Genomic DNA, 17373 nt, shown 5'->3' with positions numbered 1-17373 from the left:
AATGAGTACAAAAACAGCCATTGTAACAGGAGGAAATTCAGGTTTAGGTTTTGCAACCGCGAAGAAATTATGTGATAACGGAATCAAAACGTATATCATTGGAAGATCAAAAGAAAAAACAGAAGAAGCTTGTGCGGAAATTGGAGAAAATGCCATTCCGGTTTTATTTGATTTGAATGATATTGCGGGAATTGCTGCAATGATTGCAGGCATAACAAAAAAAGACAGCATTGATATTTTGGTAAACAATGCGGGAATCAATCTTAAAAAAGAATTTTCGGATGTTACGGATGAAGATTTTCTATCCGTAATTCATACCAATCTTTTGAGTGTTTTTGCAGTAAGCAGAGAAGTTGTAAAAAACATGAAAGAAAATGGGGGCGGAAGTATCGTCAACATTAGTTCAATGGCATCACAATACGGAATTCCGAAAGTAATTGCGTATTCGGCAAGCAAAGGGGCAATCGAATCTATGACAAGGGCAATGGCAGTAGAATTGGCGCCCTTTGGTGTTCGTATAAACTGTATTGCACCTGGTTTTATCAAAACAAAAATGTCTTCTACAGCACTTGACAATGATCCTGAAAGAAAAAACAAAGTACTTTCAAGAACGCCAATGGGATTTTTAGGTGAACCTTCTGATATTGCAGATGCCGTGTATTATTTCGCGCTGAACGAATCAAAATATACCACCGGAACTGTTTTGCCTGTTGATGGCGGAAACAGCATCGGATTCTAATCTTAAATCGTAAGTATTATGATCAAAATGCAGCAAACAATGCGCTGGTTCGGTCCTCAGGATTCCGTAAAATTATTAGACATTAAACAAGCCGGAGCAACCGGAATCGTAACGGCTTTGCATCAAATTCCGGTTGGTGAAATTTGGACGGTTTCAGCTATCAAAGAAAGACAGCAAATAATAAAAGACGCAGGATTAGAATGGGTAGTCGTAGAAAGTTTACCGGTTCATGAAGAAATAAAAAGAGCCACCGGGAACTATTTGCAGTACATTGAAAATTATAAAGCGAGCATAAAAAACCTTTCAAATTGCGGTATTACAATCATCACCTATAATTTTATGCCTATTTTAGACTGGGTTCGCACCAATCATAATTATAGTAATGCTGACGGAAGTAAAGCTCTTTTATACGATCAGTATGCTTTTGCTTATTTTGATCTCTATTTATTAAAAAGGCCAAATGCAGAAAATGATTATTCTGAAACAGAAAAAGAAAATGCGCTGCAATTTGGCAGTCAACTTTCTGAAGAAGAGAAAGCATTACTTTTTAAAAATGTATTATTAGGATTACCGGGAAGCAAAATCAATTTTACGGCAGAACAGATTCTGTCATTATTAAAGGATTATGCTGATATAGATAATACGAAACTAAGAGAAAACCTGATTTATTTTTTAACGCAAATCGCTCCAATTGCTTCAGAATATGGTGCGAAATTGGCGATTCATCCTGATGATCCGCCGTTTTCGGTTTTGGGCTTACCAAGAATAGTTTCTACCGAAGATGATCTCAAGGCTATTTTTGAAGCAGTTCCGTTCAATCTAAACGGTTTGTGCTATTGTACGGGTTCTTTAGGAGCAAATCCGGATAATAATCTCGAGAAAATTATAGACAATTATGGAGACCGGATTCACTTTTTGCATCTTCGAAATACATTCCGCGAAAGCGAAACTATTTTCAGGGAATCAGAACATTTAAAAGGGGATACCAAGATGGAAGTTATTGTAGAAAAACTTCTTTTGTTAATGAATAAAACAAAAGTGAGTCTGCCTATGCGCCCGGATCATGGTTTCCTGCATGCGGTGGATGAAATAAAAGAAACGTATCCCGGATATTCTCTTGTGGGAAGATTGAAGGGGCTTGCTGAATTAAGAGGTTTAGAGGTAGGAATTGCTTACAAGCTAAATCAATAATTTCTAAACACATAGAAACACAGGTTAATAAATTATACTTAGAAAGGAATTTTTATAAAATCATGATTTTTTCACATTAGCTATGTGTATTTAAACAAGTGAAACGCCTCTGTAGACAAAGAAAAGCTATGTCTCTATGTATTTAAAAAAACATAAAAAGATGAACGATCTAAAAACTCAATTTATATTTAAAATGTTGGTGCTTTTTCTTTTCGGAATCAGTTTGCAAGCTTACGCCATCAATGGAGAGAAATATGTAGTAAATACAGCTTCTTCTGAAAATTTTCCTTTGGTTGCAAAAGGAAAAATAGCTTCCATTCTGGTAAGTAAAAATGATTTTCAGGGTGTTTTACGTGTTACGGGGCATTTAGAAAAGGACCTTTTTAAGGTCACAGATTTACATCCAAAACAAATCAATACAATTTCAGAAGCAACAGATTATGTAGTGATTATTGGAACTTTAGGTAAAAGCGAAATGATAGATCAATTGGTCAAAGAAGGTAAAATTGATGCCAATCAACTGAAAGGGAAATGGGAAAAATTCACGACTCAGATTGTAGATAATCCGGTAAAAGGAATTAAAAAAGCACTGGTAATTGCGGGTTCTGATAAACGGGGAACGATTTACGGTATTTATGATTTATCGGGTCAGATAGGCATTTCTCCGTGGTATTTCTGGGCAGATGTTCCCGTTAAAAAACAATCGGAATTGCATGTTTTACCGGGAATTCATTCTCAGGGTGAACCCAAAGTAAAATACCGGGGAATCTTTATCAATGACGAAGCTCCGGCTTTATCAGGCTGGGCGTTTGAAAAATATGGCGGATTTAATGCGAAATTCTATGATACTGTTTTTGAACTGATCCTGAGAATGAAAGGCAATTATTTGTGGCCATCGATGTGGGGAAGAATGTTCTATGTAGATGATCCTCAGAACGCGGTTTTGGCGGATGAATACGGAATTGTAATGGGCACTTCGCACCACGAACCTTTAACGAGAGCGCATGCTGAATGGTCGGCTTTAGGAAAAGGAAAATGGGATTTTAATACCAATTCAGATAACTTGATTTCGTTCTGGAAAGACGGAATGAAAAGAATGGGAACTAAAGAAAGTATTGTAACGGTTGGGATGCGTGGCGATGGCGACGAACCTATGACACAGGGAACTGCAATAGATTTATTAGAAAATATCGTAAAAACGCAGAGAGATATTATTGCAGAAGTAACCCAAAAGCCAATTGAAGAAACGCCGCAAATGTGGGCACTTTATAAAGAAGTTCAGGATTATTACGACAAAGGAATGCGCGTTCCGGACGATATTACACTTTTGTTATGCGATGACAATTGGGGAAATATCAGAAAGTTGCCTGAACTCGATGCAAAACCAAGAAAAGGCGGTTATGGTATTTATTATCATTATGATTACGTAGGAGGTCCAAGAAATTACAAATGGATCAATACCAATCAAATCGAGCGTACATGGGAACAAATGGATTTGGCGTATCAATACGGTGTCGATAAAATCTGGATCGTAAATGTCGGTGACATTAAACCAATGGAATTTCCAATTGCATTTTTTCTGGATATGGCCTGGAATCCTGAGGGATTTAATGCCAGTAATTTAGATCAATATTATGTGCAATGGGCAAAGGAAACCTTTGGGAATCAGTATCCGGAAGAAATTGCTCAGATCATAAAATTATATACGAAGTACAATGCCCGAAGAAAACCTGAATTACTAAACGCTAAAACGTATAGTATCACGAATTATAATGAAGCGGAAAATGTTTTGGCTGATTATAAAAAGCTGGTGGATAAAGCCGGTCAGATTAATGATCAATTGCAACCGGAGTATAAGGACGCTTTTTATCAATTGGTTGTATTTCCCGTTCTGGCAAGTTCTAATCTTAATGAATTGTATGTAGCGACAGCAAAGAATCAGTTGTATGCGAGTCAGGGAAGAGTTTCGGCAAATGATTATGCAAAACAAGTAAAACTACTTTTTGAAAAAGACAGTTTATTGACGAATTATTATCACACAAAATTAGCCGGTGGAAAATGGAATCATATGATGGCGCAAACGCATATAGGATACACGAATTGGCAAGAACCTAAAACGAATATCATTCCGGAAACAAAGATTATAACATTGTCTAATAAAGCAGAGCCCGGAATCGCCATTGAAGGTTCTGAAAACTACTGGATCAACAACAAACAGGAAATAGTTTTGCCTGTCTTAAGTGTATTCGGAAATAAAACCACTTATATCGACTTATTTAATCGCGGAACCCAACCTTTTGACTTTAAGATAACGTCCAAAAATGATTGGATTGCGTTCTCGAAATCAAACGGAACCATTAGTGAAGAAGAAAGAATTATAGTAAGCATCGATTGGATAAAAGCCCCGAAAGGAAACTTAAAAAGTAAATTGGTTATTACAGCAAACAAACAAAAGTTTGATGTTGTTGTAAATATTAAAAATGAAGAATTAAATGACGTTCAGGGTTTTATTGAAAATAACGGATATGTTGCCATAGAGGCTCAAAATTATTCAAGAGCTATAAATGGAAATAACATTCAATGGACAACGATTTCGAATATCGGTAAAACAGGATCCGGAATCACGTTAAAACCTTCGAATATTTTGCCTGTTGCAATTTCTGAACAATCGCCAAGAGTAGAATATGATGTTCATTTTTTCAGCAAGGGAGATGTAGAAGTTCATGCTTATTTTTCTCCAACAATTAATTTTACCGTTCGTGACGGATTAAAATATGGCGTTTCTTTTGATGCCGAAATTCCTCAAATAATGAACCTGAATGCCGATAATTCTGAGAAGAACTGGAACGAATCGGTTGCTGATAATATCAAGATAATAACCTCTTTGCATAAAATTGAGACTACTGGAAACCGTGTGTTGAAAATTTATGGAATAGATCCTGCTTTGGTGCTTCAGAAGATTGTGATTGAAAATGAAACAGGTCAAGTACTGAAAACGTATTTGGGACCACCGGAAAGTTTTAGAATAAAATGATAAAACAGACGGAGTTGTACGTCGATTAGACCTAACAGGTTTTAAAACCTGTTAGGTATTCGCAAAGAAGACTAAGTGTATTGAAACTATGTGTTAAAAAATAACTATTAACTATAAACCAAAAACATGAAATTTATTAACCCTTATTTGCTGGCAATTACCACAATACTGTTGGTGAATTGTTCTCCTAAAAAAGAAGTTGCTTCGTTAAAAAACAGTTATAAAGACGATTTTTATATCGGAACAGCTTTAAGTACCGATCAAATTGAAGAAAAAGATGCCAAAGTCGATTCGTTGATTTGTAAAGAATTCAATGCTATTACAGCCGAAAATATAATGAAATCGATGTTTGTACATCCGCAAAAAGACCAATACGATTTTACTTTGGCAGATAAATTTGTGGCGTATGGCGAAAAGAATAAAATGTTCATTCACGGACATACGCTGATTTGGCACAGTCAACTCGCACCCTGGATGGAGAAAATCAAAGACAGTACTGAGATGAAGGCGTTTATGAAAGATCATATCACGACAATCGTTTCTAAATACAAAGGAAGAATCAATTCCTGGGATGTTGTCAATGAAGCCTTAAACGAGGATGGAACTTTGCGAAAATCGATTTTTCTGAATACACTTGGAGAAAGTTATCTGGTGGATGCTTTTAAATTGGCAGCAGCTGCAGATCCAAAAGTAGATTTGTATTACAACGATTATAATCTTGAAGATCCCGCCAAAAGAGAAGGTGTCATCCGATTGGTGAAAAAGATCAAAGCTGCAGGTGGGAAAATCGATGGAGTAGGAAGCCAGGGACACTGGAAACTGGATAGTCCATCATTAGAAGAAATTGAAAAAAGTATTTTGGCATATTCAGCACTTGGAGTTAAAGTCGCTTTTACCGAATTAGATATTACCGTTTTGCCTAATCCGTGGGATTTAAAAGGCGCAGATGTGAATCAGAATTTCGAAGGAAACCCAAAAATGAATCCGTATCCTGAAACACTTCCGGATGCTGTTCAGACGAAACTGGCGCAACGCTACGCCGATATTTTTAAATTATTCCTGAAGCATAAAGACAAAATTAGCAGGGTCACTTTTTGGGGCGTTTATGACGGACAATCCTGGCTGAACGACTGGCCTATAAAAGGCCGAACAAACTATCCGTTATTGTTTGATAAAGAGTTGCAACCTAAAAAAGCGTACACAAGTGTTATGCAGTTAAAAGGAGGGAAAGAATAATTTTTGAGCACGAACAGACCTTCTTTTTGAAAATCACTTTACAATCGGTTGTTTATTAAATTATTATTGAAATAAAGCAAACTAAATTTGCATAATATGTTTTTTTATCTAATTTTACACAACCGATTGTTTGAATCAAATAACGCTTATTTTTAAAGCATTACGGCAACGAAAAGCGAATCAGAAAATGATAAAATAAATTCTTATTATTATAAAGTCAAAAGCAGTTTTTGATTTTAAACTAACCAAAATAACCACAAACCAATAATGAATTACATTTCTCAAAAATTATCCATTAAAGAAAAAATCGGGTACAGTTTAGGTGACTTGGCAGCCAATTTAGTTTTCCAGACTTTGATGACGTATCTGGCTTATTTTTATACGGATATCTACGGATTGTCGCCTACGGATTCTTCTATCATTATGTTGGTTGTAGGTCTGATTGCTGCTTTTATCTTTAATCCAATTATAGGTGTTCTGGCAGACAGAACGAGTACCAAATGGGGAAAGTTCAGACCCTGGATTTTAATTACGGCAATACCATTGGGCGTGATTGCCTTGCTGGCTTTTTCGACACCTGATTTTTCGTATCACGGAAAAGTAATTTATGCCGTTGTAACCTATACTTTGTTATTGCTTTTTTATGCGAGTAACAATTTGCCGTATTCTGCGCTAAGCGGTGTCATTACAGGTGATATGAGAGAAAGAAACAGTTTGTCATCGTATCGCTTTGTGGCGGTAATGTTTGCACAATTTTTTGTTCAGGTTTTCATGCTCGGAATTATCAAAAGTGCCGGAAACGGAGATAAAGCCATTGGTATCGAAAAAGTAATGACGGCATTAGCCATTATTGGAACCATCATGTTGCTGATCACCTTTTTGACGACAAAAGAGCGCATCATTCCAAAACCGGAACAAAAGTCAAGTATTAGGGAAGATCTGAGCGATTTAATGAAAAATAAGCCGTGGGTGATCATGCTGACTTTGACAACCTTAGTTTTTATAACCCTCGCGATGAAAGGTGGTGCATACGTATATTATTTTGAGAATTATGTCAACAAAGAACAATTGGCCATTTTTATCCGGCCCATTCTGGATGTATTGTCCAACATAGGATTAAACCATTTTGGGAATGATCCTGTTTCAGCAGGATTTGGATTGTTTAATGCCGGCGGAATCATCTTTATGATCGTGGGAATTACATTGTCTAAAGGTCTTGCTGATAAATACGGGAAACGAAACATTTTCGGATTGTTTTTATTCATTTCGACTTTGTTTATCATTGCGTTTTATTTCTTTCTGCCAACTTCTATAGGTTTGATATTTTTCTCACAAATCTTTCATGGATTTTTCTACGGAATTACGATTCCAATTCTTTGGGCGATGATTGCAGATGTTGCAGATTACTCAGAATGGCTGAACAATCGCCGCGCCACAGCTATTATATTTTCGGCTATGATGGTGGGATTGAAAGCAGGTTTAAGTATTGGAGGATCTCTGACCACTTTATTTTTAGGATATTTTCATTATGTCCCAAATTCATTAACGCAAACATATACGGCAATAAACGGAATAAAATTACTCGTGAGTATTTTTCCTTCCATTCCATTTTTGGTTGGGGTTGCCTTATTATTTTTCTATAAAATCAATAAAAAAATGGAAGTAGAAATAGAAACCGATTTAAAAGAAAGAAGAACTTAATTATTTAAAATAAAAACCTAAAAACGAGTATGCCTGAAGATAGTATTGAACAAATTAATTTTGAACAAATTAATAAATTAGCCATTTCGAAACCTTTAGTATCGCATATGTACACGGCTGATCCATCGGCACATGTATTCAACGGTAAGATTTATATTTATCCTTCGCATGATATCGATGCCGGGATTCCGTTTAATGATAACGGAGATCATTTTGGTATGGAGGATTATCATGTGTTTTCGATGGAAAACATTCAATCAGAAGTAGTCGATAATGGTGTTGCTTTGCATGTAAGTGAAGTAGCATGGGCCGAAAAACAAATGTGGGCACCAGACGCCGCGCACAAAAATGGAAAATATTATTTGTATTTCCCCGCCAAACGGGCGAACGGAATTTTCCAGATTGGAGTTGCCATAAGTGATTCTCCAGTAGGGCCGTTTTTGCCTGAACCGGATGCCATAAAAGGAAGTTACAGTATTGATCCTGCCGTTTTTGAGGACGAAGACGGGAAACATTATATTTATTTTGGCGGCATTTGGGGAGGACAGCTTCAAAAATACCGAAAGAATCAATACGATACAGATCACGAAGAGCCCATTGGTAAAGAACCGGCTTTAGGACCTATCGTTGCTATGCTGAGAGACGATATGTTAGAATTTGCCGAAGCCCCGAAAGAAATCAAAATTCTGGATGAAAACGGAGAAATTTTGTCGGCAGGAGATAATGCCCGTCGTTTTTTTGAAGCTTCCTGGGTACACAAATACAATGATAAATATTACTTCTCCTATTCTACCGGAGATACTCATTTTATTTGTTATGCGATAGGCGATAATCCGTACGGGCCATTTACGTACCAGGGACGAATCCTGAATCCTGTTGTAGGATGGACTTCGCACCATTCGATTTGTAAAGTCGAAAACGAATGGTATTTGTTTTACCACGATTCGAGTTTATCAAAAGGAGTAACGCATTTAAGAAGTATGAAAGTGACCAAAATCGATTACCTCGAAGACGGCACAATTGTAACCATAGATCCCTACGGAATTCGAAGATTAGCAGACTAAAATTTCTGTTTATTGAAAATAGTAATAATAGGTTAAATTTTATTTTCTATGGAAAAAGGAGATGAAAAAGGAAAAAATCCCGCCACTCAATATAGTACCAATAGAATAGAAATCGATTGTGTCATATTTAATTTTGAAGGCGAAAGTCTCAAAGTTTTATTGGTAAAGCAAAAAGATAAAGAAGAAAGCTGGGGATTGGCCAATGACTGGATAAAAGAAGGTGAAACCCTATCGGGTACAGCTCATAACATTCTGCGAAAATACATTGGCGTCGATAATTTTTTTCTGGAACAATTGAAAGCATTTGGTTATCCGTCATCCTCTTCCTCTCAGGAAGATATTGCAATAGGATATTATGCAATGGTAAAAAGAGACATCGGCGATATAGATAATGATATTTTTAACCCGAATGTTGCCTGGATGGGCATTAATGAAATTTCAGGTTTAAACAATAAACACAAAGTAATATTAGATTACAGTCTGAAAGAATTACGAAAGAATATTTGCAAAAGCGCGATTGGATTTAATTTATTACCGGAGAAATTTACTTTGCTGCAAGTCATGCATCTTTATGAAGAAATCCTCGGGATCGAAATCAATAAATCTAATTTTAGGAGAAAGATATTGCAAATGGATTTGATACAGGATTCAAACGAAAAAGAGAAAGCTGTTTCGCACAGAGCGGCAAAATTTTACAGCATCAATCTGCAACAACACGAAATGTTAGCCAACAGAGAATTGAATTTTAATTTTTAACGAACGGTTTGAGATAAAGATATGTTTAAAATAAAAAATAGGAATATTAAAATACTAAGTGTAATCATTGTGATGATTGCTGTTTCTTCGTGTAAAAAAATTTACCAGAAGTCACAACCGATTGTGTATTGGGACTACGCTGCTTTTGACTGGTTTGATTATAAAGGAAAAGACGATGTTTATGCGAATATAGCTGAATCTGACAGTGAGTATTTCAATCCAATTTTGGCTGGATTTTATCCGGATCCAACGATTTGCAGGGTGGGTGATAAATTTTATTTGGTAAATTCTTCGTTTTGTTATTTTCCGGGATTGCCCATTTTTGAAAGTACCGATTTGGTTCACTGGAAACAAATAGGAAATATTATTGATCGTCCGGAACAGGCGGATTTTGGTAACTCCAGATTATCGGGCGGAATGTATGCGCCAACAATTCGTTATCATGACGGAACATTTTATGTGATTTGTACCAATGTAAGCGGAGTAGGTAATTTTATTGTCACGGCTAAAAATCCGGCTGGCCCATGGTCGAACCCAATGGTAATTCCGGGTGTTGACGGCATTGATCCGGACATCTTTTTTGATGATGACGGAAAAGTGTATATCACGCATAATGGACCTCCGCCAAATAATATTTCGGTTCATGACGGACATCGTGCGATTTATATGTTCGAATATGATTTAGCAAAGCAAAAGATGACCAGTGAACCAAAACTGGTGATTAACGGAGGAACAGATATGGCTATAAAACCAGTCTGGATCGAAGGTCCTCATGTGATTAAAAAGAATGGATTTTATTATATGATTTGTGCGCAGGGAGGAACAGGTTATAATCATTCGGAAGTCGTTTTTAGAAGCAAAAACATTTACGGACCTTATGAAAGTTATGCCAATAACCCAATAATGACGCAATCGCATTTAGACCCGAATCGTAAAAATGAAGTTTCGACAACCGGACATGCTGATTTTGTAGAACTGCCAAACGGAGATTGGTGGGCGGTATTTTTAGGCTGCAGACCATACGGAATGGATTTGTACAATACCGGAAGAGAAACATTTATGATGTCGGTAGAATGGAAAAATGACTGGCCGACCATTGTAGACGGAAATAAAGCAATCCCGATGGTTAATAAAAGACCTAATCTGCCACTTTCTAAAGAAAAAATTGAACCGATGAATGGCAACTTTGTTGCTCACGATGATTTTGAAAAAAGCAGATTAGATTTAAAGTGGAATTTTGTTCGAACGCCTTCTGAAAAATGGTACGATTTGAAAGATGGAAAATTACTCATAAAACCCCGAAAGGAATCCATTCATACCGAAACCAATTTTTCTTTTATAGGAAGAAGACAGCAGCATTTAAAATTTGAAGCTTCGACAAAATTAGAATTTACACCAAAAGATACTTTAGCCACTGCCGGTTTGGTCGCCTTTCAAAATGAAAAGAACTATTTGTTAATCGGTAAACGACTAAATGCTGATGGGAAAACAGAAGTTTTTTTAGAGAGAACAGCCAGTAAAATTCAGAATGGTAAATCTGAAATCGTTGCGAAGAAAGAGCTTGCGGAAAATGTAGAAGGGCTTTCCGTAAAAATAGAAGGCAAAGGCAGATATTATGATTTTTATTTTAAAACAGCTGGAAAAGGCGAATGGATTTTATTAGTAAAAAATATTGATGGGATTATATTGAGTACAAAAGAGGCAGGAGGATTTGTGGGTACTTATTTGGCAATGTATACGTCTAGCAATCACTTTTAAGAAAACGTTTTTATGTTCAGTGTGTCATTTTGATAGAGGAGAAATCTCAGCGAGAAGCGCGACAAAGACTGGCTATTAAAAATCGCGAAAAGTCGCCAGGTTTACATGCATTTTCTTTGCGACTCTGTGCAAGATTTATTAGGCCAAAGCATTGTATATATTGCCTTAACTTAATGATATTGAGATAGCAGTGAATACCTCGATTCGCCGCGGCAAACACGCTCAAATTATATTTGTTGTAAAAGGTTAGGAGTGAATTAAAAATGTAAAAGGGATATTTTGAGAAGTCCCAGCGGGACGGCATATTTATAGATTTTTATAGATTCATATTTGTAGAACCTCATCGTGGTGACATATTATGGGGAGCTTATGATGTAAGCTTTATAATTTTATAAATAAGATTAAAAAGCTAACATTTTTATTATAAATAGTATTTTTTTATAAAAGACGAATAGTTATATTAGCCTACCAGAACAGAACAGTATGATAAGCGAAAATATAGAAAAATTTGTCTTTACAATAAATCACGATAGTGATATTCCGAAGTACCAGCAATTGGTCAACGGAATCAATAATGCGATTGCGGAGAATATTTTAAAAAAAGGAGATTTGCTTCCTTCTGTAAATGCAATTTGCAAGACGAATCAGTTGTCGAGGGATACGGTTTTTAAGGCGTATTCTATTTTAAAGGATCAAAACAGTATTGAGTCGGTGCCCAATAAGGGCTATTATGTATCGGGCGAAACGAGAAAAGTACTTTTGGTATTGGATACATTTAAAGCGTATAAAGAGGTTTTGTACCATTCGTTTGTGAATAATTTGCCGGATAACGTGATTATCGACGTGCAGTTTCACCATTATAATATGGATGTTTTTAAAACGATCATTAATAATAGTGTAGGGAAATATTATAAATATGTGGTGATGAATTTTGATCACAAAGAGGTGTCGCCAACCTTAGATGTAATTGCCGATGAAAAGCTGTTACTGATTGATTGGAACATTCATACGAAGAAGCAGAATAATTATGTTTTTCAGGATTTTGGCAAAGCATTTTATAAGGCCCTGGAAGAGGCAGTTGATTTGTTTAGAAAGTATAAAAACATACAGTTTGTTTATCCCAATTATACGAATCATCCGAAAGAGACATTGGAGTTTTTTAAGAGGTTTTGTGCTGATTTTAATTTTGAATATAAAGTTATTACAGATCCAAAAAAGTTTAATATCGAAAAAGGAATTGTTTATATCAGTGTGAGCGATCGGATTTTAGGGCATTTTTTAGAACAATGCAAAGAGAAAGATTTAGAGCCTGGAACAGATGTTGGTTTTTTATCGTACAACGAAACGCCAATGAAGAAATTTATATACAAAGGGATTTCGGTTATTTCGACTGATTTCAAGGAATTGGGAACAAAAGCGGCAGGATTTATCACAAACGATGAGGTAGTTCAGTGTTATGTGCCAACAAGTTTAATAGTAAGAGAATCATTATAAGTTATGTATTATATAGGATATGATATTGGAAGTTCTTCGGTCAAGGTTGCCCTGACAGAAGCTGAAACAGGAAAAAAAGTAATTGTTTTGCATGAACCGCAAAACGAAATGGAAATTGTGTCATTGCACCCCGATTGGGCAGAACAAGACCCTGAAATTTGGTGGCAGCACATTTGTGTAGCAACCAAAAGAGCCATTGGGGAAGCTAATATAGAAGCGTCTAAAATTCTGGGAATTGGGATTTCTTATCAAATGCACGGACTCGTTATTGTAAATAAAGAGGGTGATGCGCTTCGAAATTCTATTATTTGGTGTGACAGTCGTGCGGTTGAAATTGGGAATGGGGCTTTTGCCGAAATCGGACAGGAAAAATGTATGGAACATTTGCTGAATTCTCCGGGAAATTTTACCGCTTCAAAACTAAAATGGGTCAAGGAAAACGAACCCGAAATTTACAATCAGGTTTACAAATACATGTTGCCGGGTGATTATATCGCCTATAAATTGACAGGAGATATTAGAACCACAAAAAATGGTCTGTCTGAAGGAATGCTTTGGGATTATAAAGAAAACAAAGTCGCTAATTGGTTGCTGGATTATTACGGAATCGATCCATCATTGACACCTGATATTGTAGAGAATTTTACGAATCAGGGCGTTTTAAACGAAAAAGGCGCAAAAGAATCAGGACTTCCTATAGGTATTCCGGTGGTGTACAGAGCGGGAGATCAGCCTAATAATGCTTTGTCATTAAATGTATTGAATCCGGGTGAAGTGGCGGCAACAGGCGGGACTTCAGGAGTTTTTTATGCAGTTGGAGAAATGACTTCGGGAAAAAGCACCAGAGTCAACAATTTTGTGCATGTAAACTACGAATTAGAAACGCCAAGAATTGGAAAACTATTAAACATCAACGGAGCAGGAATTCAGTACCGGTGGCTGCGAAACAATATGGGCGATGAAACCTATGAATCGATGAACCGAAAAGCATCTAAAATCAACATTGGTTCAGAGGGAGTAGTGGTGATTCCGTTTGGGAATGGTGCCGAGCGTATGTTCAACAATAAAAATATCGGAACACACTTTTTGAATCTGAATTTGAATATTCACAATAATGCACATTTGTTCAGAGCGGCCTTAGAAGGAATTGCTTTTTCGTTTGTGTATGGAATGGAATGTTTAAAAGAGGATAATGCCACGATAAATGTAATTAGAGCCGGGAATGATAATTTATTCCGTTCAGAGATTTTTTCGAATACGGTTGCAACGCTTATTGGGCACGAAATCGAAATATACAATACAACCGGAGCAGTAGGAGCAGCAAGAGCAGTAGGTTTAAAAGATGGTGATTACAACAAATTTGGTTCAAACATCACCACCAACGATCATGTCATGACCTTTTTACCGCTAAAAAATGCAGCACCTTATGAGAAGGCGTATCAAAAATGGAAACAAGAATTAGAATTTATATTAACACATAAAAAATAAAAAAATGATAGTTTTAGGTAATAAAGAATACTACAAAGGTATTGGTCAAATTAAATTTGAAGGAAAAGAGTCAGATAATCCGTTGGCATTTAAATATTACAATCCGGATCAGGTGGTAGCGGGAAAAACAATGCGCGAACATTTTAGATTTGCGATTGCGTACTGGCATACGTTCTGTGGACAAGGAAGTGATCCGTTTGGCCCGGGAACACAAAATTTTGCATGGGACCAATCCTCAGATCCTATTCAGGCAGCGAAAGATAAAGCCGATGCAGCGTTTGAATTTATCAGTAAAATGGGCTTTGATTATTTCTGTTTTCACGATTATGATTTAGTCGCTGAAGGACCCACTTTTGCAGAATCAGAAAGACGTCTGGCAACAATTACGGAATACTTAAAACAGAAAAAAGCCGAATCCGGAATTAAATTGCTTTGGGGAACTTCAAACTGTTTCTCGAACCCAAGATTCATGAACGGAGCCGCTACAAATCCTGATTTTAACGTAGTAGCAAGAGCGGGAGGACAAGTAAAACTGGCCTTGGATGCAACAATTGCTTTAGATGGAGAAAACTATGTATTCTGGGGCGGTCGTGAAGGCTATATGTCATTATTAAATACTGATATGGGCAGAGAACTGGATCACATGGCACAATTCCTGGCAATGTCGAGAGATTATGCAAGAGCACAAGGTTTTAAAGGAACTTTCTTTATCGAGCCAAAACCTATGGAACCATCAAAACACCAATACGATTTTGACTCGGCAACCGCTATTGGATTCCTGAAAGAGTATGGTTTAGATAAAGATTTCAAAATCAATATCGAAGTCAACCATGCAACATTGGCACAACATACTTTTCAGCATGAACTTGAAGTAGCTGCAAAAGCGGGAATGTTAGGAAGTATTGATGCGAATAGAGGAGATTACCAAAACGGATGGGATACAGACCAGTTCCCGAACAACATTCAGGAAACGACAGAAGCGATGTTAGTATTCCTAAAAGCAGGAGGATTACAAGGCGGAGGGGTGAACTTCGATGCTAAAATCAGAAGAAATTCAACAGATCCTGAAGATGTTTTTCTGGCGCATATTGGCGGAGCTGATACTTTTGCAAGAGCATTATTGACGGCTGATAAAATTATTACTTCTTCTCCTTACGAAAAACTGAGAAAAGAAAGATACAGCTCATTTGATTCCGGAAAAGGAAAAGATTTTGCTGATGGAAAATTAAATTTGAAAGATTTGTACGCAATCGCACATGATAATGGAGAATTGAATTTGCAAAGCGGAAAACAGGAATTGTTTGAAAATATTATCAATCAATATATCTAGTACAAGAAGACCTAACAGGTTTTTAAAACCTGTTAGGTCTTAATTAAAATTTAGTAGCGGGAAAATTAGAAAAGAACAGCAAAATTAAAATATTATAGCCGTAGAAAGTAATAATCGCTTTGATACTTATATCAGTCTTTTTTTTATCTTTTCAGATGAATTACGGGAATTTGTATTACGATTATGAAGAGTTTTTTTTAGCGTTTGAATTCAGGAAATAGATTGAAGGTTTAGTTACTATTTTCTAATTCGGAAGTTTAAAAGTCATCTCACGAAAAGACACAATCTATTCCTCCTGAGCGTAGTCGAAGGATTACAGAAGTAGCTCGACAAAGATTTTCTCTTTTGGTTGCGGAATTTCTAGTGTGATCTTTCCTTCGTCAAGATGGCAAGATTGTACTGAAACTGCATTTGTGAACGAATCTTGCGGTTCTTCTCCAGAAGTTATAAAATCTAAAATGCACATTTTCACTCACTAAATTTTACTACTAACCAATTAACCTTAAACCAAAAAAACGTATGAAATTTTTTATAGATACTGCTAATCTGGAAGACATTAAAGAAGCTCAGGCTTTGGGAGTTCTGGATGGCGTTACAACAAACCCGTCTTTGATGGCCAAAGAAGGCATTAGAGGAAAAGACAATATTTTGAAACATTACCTGGATATTTGCAATATTGTAGATGGCGATGTTTCGGCAGAAGTGATTTCGATCGATTTTGACGGAATGATTAGAGAAGGCCACGAACTGGCCGCTTTGCATCCGCAGATCGTGGTAAAATTACCTATGATTGCAGATGGTGTAAAAGCCTGTAAATATTTCTCGTCTAAGGGAATCAGAACCAATATTACTTTGGTATTTTCGGCAGGACAAGCTTTGTTGGCTGCAAAAGCAGGAGCCACTTATGTTTCTCCTTTCTTAGGAAGATTAGATGATATCTCAACAGACGGAATGCATCTCATTGCGGAGATTAGGGAAATTTATGACAATTATGATTATCAGACCCAAATACTTTCAGCTTCTGTCAGGCATACCATGCATATTGTCAACTGTGCAAAAGTAGGATCTGATGTGATGACAGGACCACTTTCTGCGATTAAAGGATTGCTAAAACATCCGTTAACAGATATTGGTTTGAATCAATTTACAGAAGACGCAAAAAAGATGAAATTATAGGTTTTTACTGCAAGATAAAATGGATATTTTAGTTACAATTTATGTAACAAATTACAAAGTCCTTCCAATTCGTTTTGGGAGGATTTTTTTGCTTTATAAACAACCGATTGTCTCTTTTGCTCTTTTTTAAATAGTTGGCTGTTTTATAGCTAAAATTTTGTTTTTGAAGAGACTAAAAGGAATTAATCTTCATTTTATTTGCTATTTTACTTAAATTTTAGGCTTGTTTTTTGTAATTCAATTTTGACTAAAATTGGTCTCAATTGAAAAAATAAGCATTTTTTACTTTTTATGGTTTTTTTAAGATTTTGAATAAAATGATTTATTATCTCTAACGTTTTCGTAAGTCAGAATGGTTATTTTGTTATATATTTAATATTTTACAAATATAAATGATTAATGTGTT

Annotated in this window: 12 protein-coding genes; all 12 read left to right on the top strand. The window is 36.2% G+C overall.

What is annotated here, in order from left to right; all coding sequences use genetic code 11:
* Position 1 precedes the first annotated feature (1 nt).
* The 12 genes from ACQY44_RS19755 to fsa all read left to right on the top strand — a co-directional run bounded on the left by ACQY44_RS19755 (position 2) and on the right by fsa (position 16967).
* Positions 2-739 (top strand): SDR family NAD(P)-dependent oxidoreductase, encoded by a 738-nt coding sequence (locus ACQY44_RS19755; RefSeq protein WP_428232011.1) that lies wholly within the window; start codon positions 2-4, stop codon positions 737-739.
* A 27-nt stretch (positions 740-766) separates the two neighbouring features.
* Positions 767-1930: a mannonate dehydratase gene (gene uxuA, locus ACQY44_RS19750; protein ID WP_428232150.1), complete on the top strand. Its 1164-nt coding sequence runs from the start codon at positions 767-769 to the stop codon at positions 1928-1930.
* A 160-nt stretch (positions 1931-2090) separates the two neighbouring features.
* Positions 2091-4964, top strand: a complete 2874-nt coding sequence (locus ACQY44_RS19745; protein WP_428232010.1) for a glycosyl hydrolase 115 family protein — start codon at positions 2091-2093, stop codon at positions 4962-4964.
* Between the two features lie 126 nt (positions 4965-5090).
* The gene (locus tag ACQY44_RS19740) at positions 5091-6200 is read left to right on the top strand and encodes an endo-1,4-beta-xylanase (protein WP_428232009.1); all 1110 of its coding nucleotides are present in this window, start codon (positions 5091-5093) and stop codon (positions 6198-6200) included.
* 267 nt (positions 6201-6467) lie between these two features.
* Positions 6468-7901: an MFS transporter gene (locus tag ACQY44_RS19735; RefSeq protein ID WP_428232008.1), complete on the top strand. Its 1434-nt coding sequence runs from the start codon at positions 6468-6470 to the stop codon at positions 7899-7901.
* Positions 7902-7930: 29 nt separating this feature from the next.
* Positions 7931-8965 (top strand): glycoside hydrolase family 43 protein, encoded by a 1035-nt coding sequence (locus ACQY44_RS19730; protein ID WP_428232007.1) that lies wholly within the window; start codon positions 7931-7933, stop codon positions 8963-8965.
* A 48-nt stretch (positions 8966-9013) separates the two neighbouring features.
* A complete protein-coding gene (locus ACQY44_RS19725) occupies positions 9014-9721 on the top strand; it encodes an NUDIX hydrolase (RefSeq protein ID WP_428232006.1) in 708 nt (235 codons plus the stop codon).
* Positions 9722-9742: 21 nt separating this feature from the next.
* Complete coding sequence (locus ACQY44_RS19720) at positions 9743-11479, top strand: glycoside hydrolase family 43 protein (RefSeq protein WP_428232005.1); 1737 nt, start codon at positions 9743-9745, stop codon at positions 11477-11479.
* A 483-nt stretch (positions 11480-11962) separates the two neighbouring features.
* The gene (locus tag ACQY44_RS19715) at positions 11963-12973 is read left to right on the top strand and encodes a GntR family transcriptional regulator (RefSeq protein ID WP_428232004.1); all 1011 of its coding nucleotides are present in this window, start codon (positions 11963-11965) and stop codon (positions 12971-12973) included.
* A 3-nt stretch (positions 12974-12976) separates the two neighbouring features.
* The gene (locus tag ACQY44_RS19710) at positions 12977-14461 is read left to right on the top strand and encodes a xylulokinase (protein ID WP_428232003.1); all 1485 of its coding nucleotides are present in this window, start codon (positions 12977-12979) and stop codon (positions 14459-14461) included.
* A 4-nt stretch (positions 14462-14465) separates the two neighbouring features.
* Complete coding sequence (gene xylA, locus ACQY44_RS19705) at positions 14466-15791, top strand: xylose isomerase (RefSeq protein WP_428232002.1); 1326 nt, start codon at positions 14466-14468, stop codon at positions 15789-15791.
* Between the two features lie 519 nt (positions 15792-16310).
* A complete protein-coding gene (gene fsa / locus ACQY44_RS19700; protein ID WP_428232001.1) occupies positions 16311-16967 on the top strand; it encodes a fructose-6-phosphate aldolase in 657 nt (218 codons plus the stop codon).
* The last annotated feature ends 406 nt before the right edge of the window (positions 16968-17373 follow it).

Origin of the sequence: Flavobacterium sp., assembly GCF_965277525.1 — a bacterium.
Classification (GTDB): domain Bacteria; phylum Bacteroidota; class Bacteroidia; order Flavobacteriales; family Flavobacteriaceae; genus Flavobacterium.
The sequence above is the reverse complement of the archived record's forward strand: the minus strand, read 5'-3'. Positions and strand labels throughout refer to the sequence as shown.

Excerpts from the sequence above, each read along its gene's own strand:
- ACQY44_RS19755 (WP_428232011.1), top strand. The coding sequence starts at position 2 with ATGAGTACAAAAACAGCCATTGTAACAGGAGGAAATTCAGGTTTAGGT.
- uxuA (WP_428232150.1), top strand. The coding sequence starts at position 767 with ATGCAGCAAACAATGCGCTGGTTCGGTCCTCAGGATTCCGTAAAATTA.
- ACQY44_RS19745 (WP_428232010.1), top strand. The coding sequence starts at position 2,091 with ATGAACGATCTAAAAACTCAATTTATATTTAAAATGTTGGTGCTTTTT.
- ACQY44_RS19740 (WP_428232009.1), top strand. The coding sequence starts at position 5,091 with ATGAAATTTATTAACCCTTATTTGCTGGCAATTACCACAATACTGTTG.
- ACQY44_RS19735 (WP_428232008.1), top strand. The coding sequence starts at position 6,468 with ATGAATTACATTTCTCAAAAATTATCCATTAAAGAAAAAATCGGGTAC.
- ACQY44_RS19730 (WP_428232007.1), top strand. The coding sequence starts at position 7,931 with ATGCCTGAAGATAGTATTGAACAAATTAATTTTGAACAAATTAATAAA.
- ACQY44_RS19725 (WP_428232006.1), top strand. The coding sequence starts at position 9,014 with ATGGAAAAAGGAGATGAAAAAGGAAAAAATCCCGCCACTCAATATAGT.
- ACQY44_RS19720 (WP_428232005.1), top strand. The coding sequence starts at position 9,743 with ATGTTTAAAATAAAAAATAGGAATATTAAAATACTAAGTGTAATCATT.
- ACQY44_RS19715 (WP_428232004.1), top strand. The coding sequence starts at position 11,963 with ATGATAAGCGAAAATATAGAAAAATTTGTCTTTACAATAAATCACGAT.
- ACQY44_RS19710 (WP_428232003.1), top strand. The coding sequence starts at position 12,977 with ATGTATTATATAGGATATGATATTGGAAGTTCTTCGGTCAAGGTTGCC.
- xylA (WP_428232002.1), top strand. The coding sequence starts at position 14,466 with ATGATAGTTTTAGGTAATAAAGAATACTACAAAGGTATTGGTCAAATT.
- fsa (WP_428232001.1), top strand. The coding sequence starts at position 16,311 with ATGAAATTTTTTATAGATACTGCTAATCTGGAAGACATTAAAGAAGCT.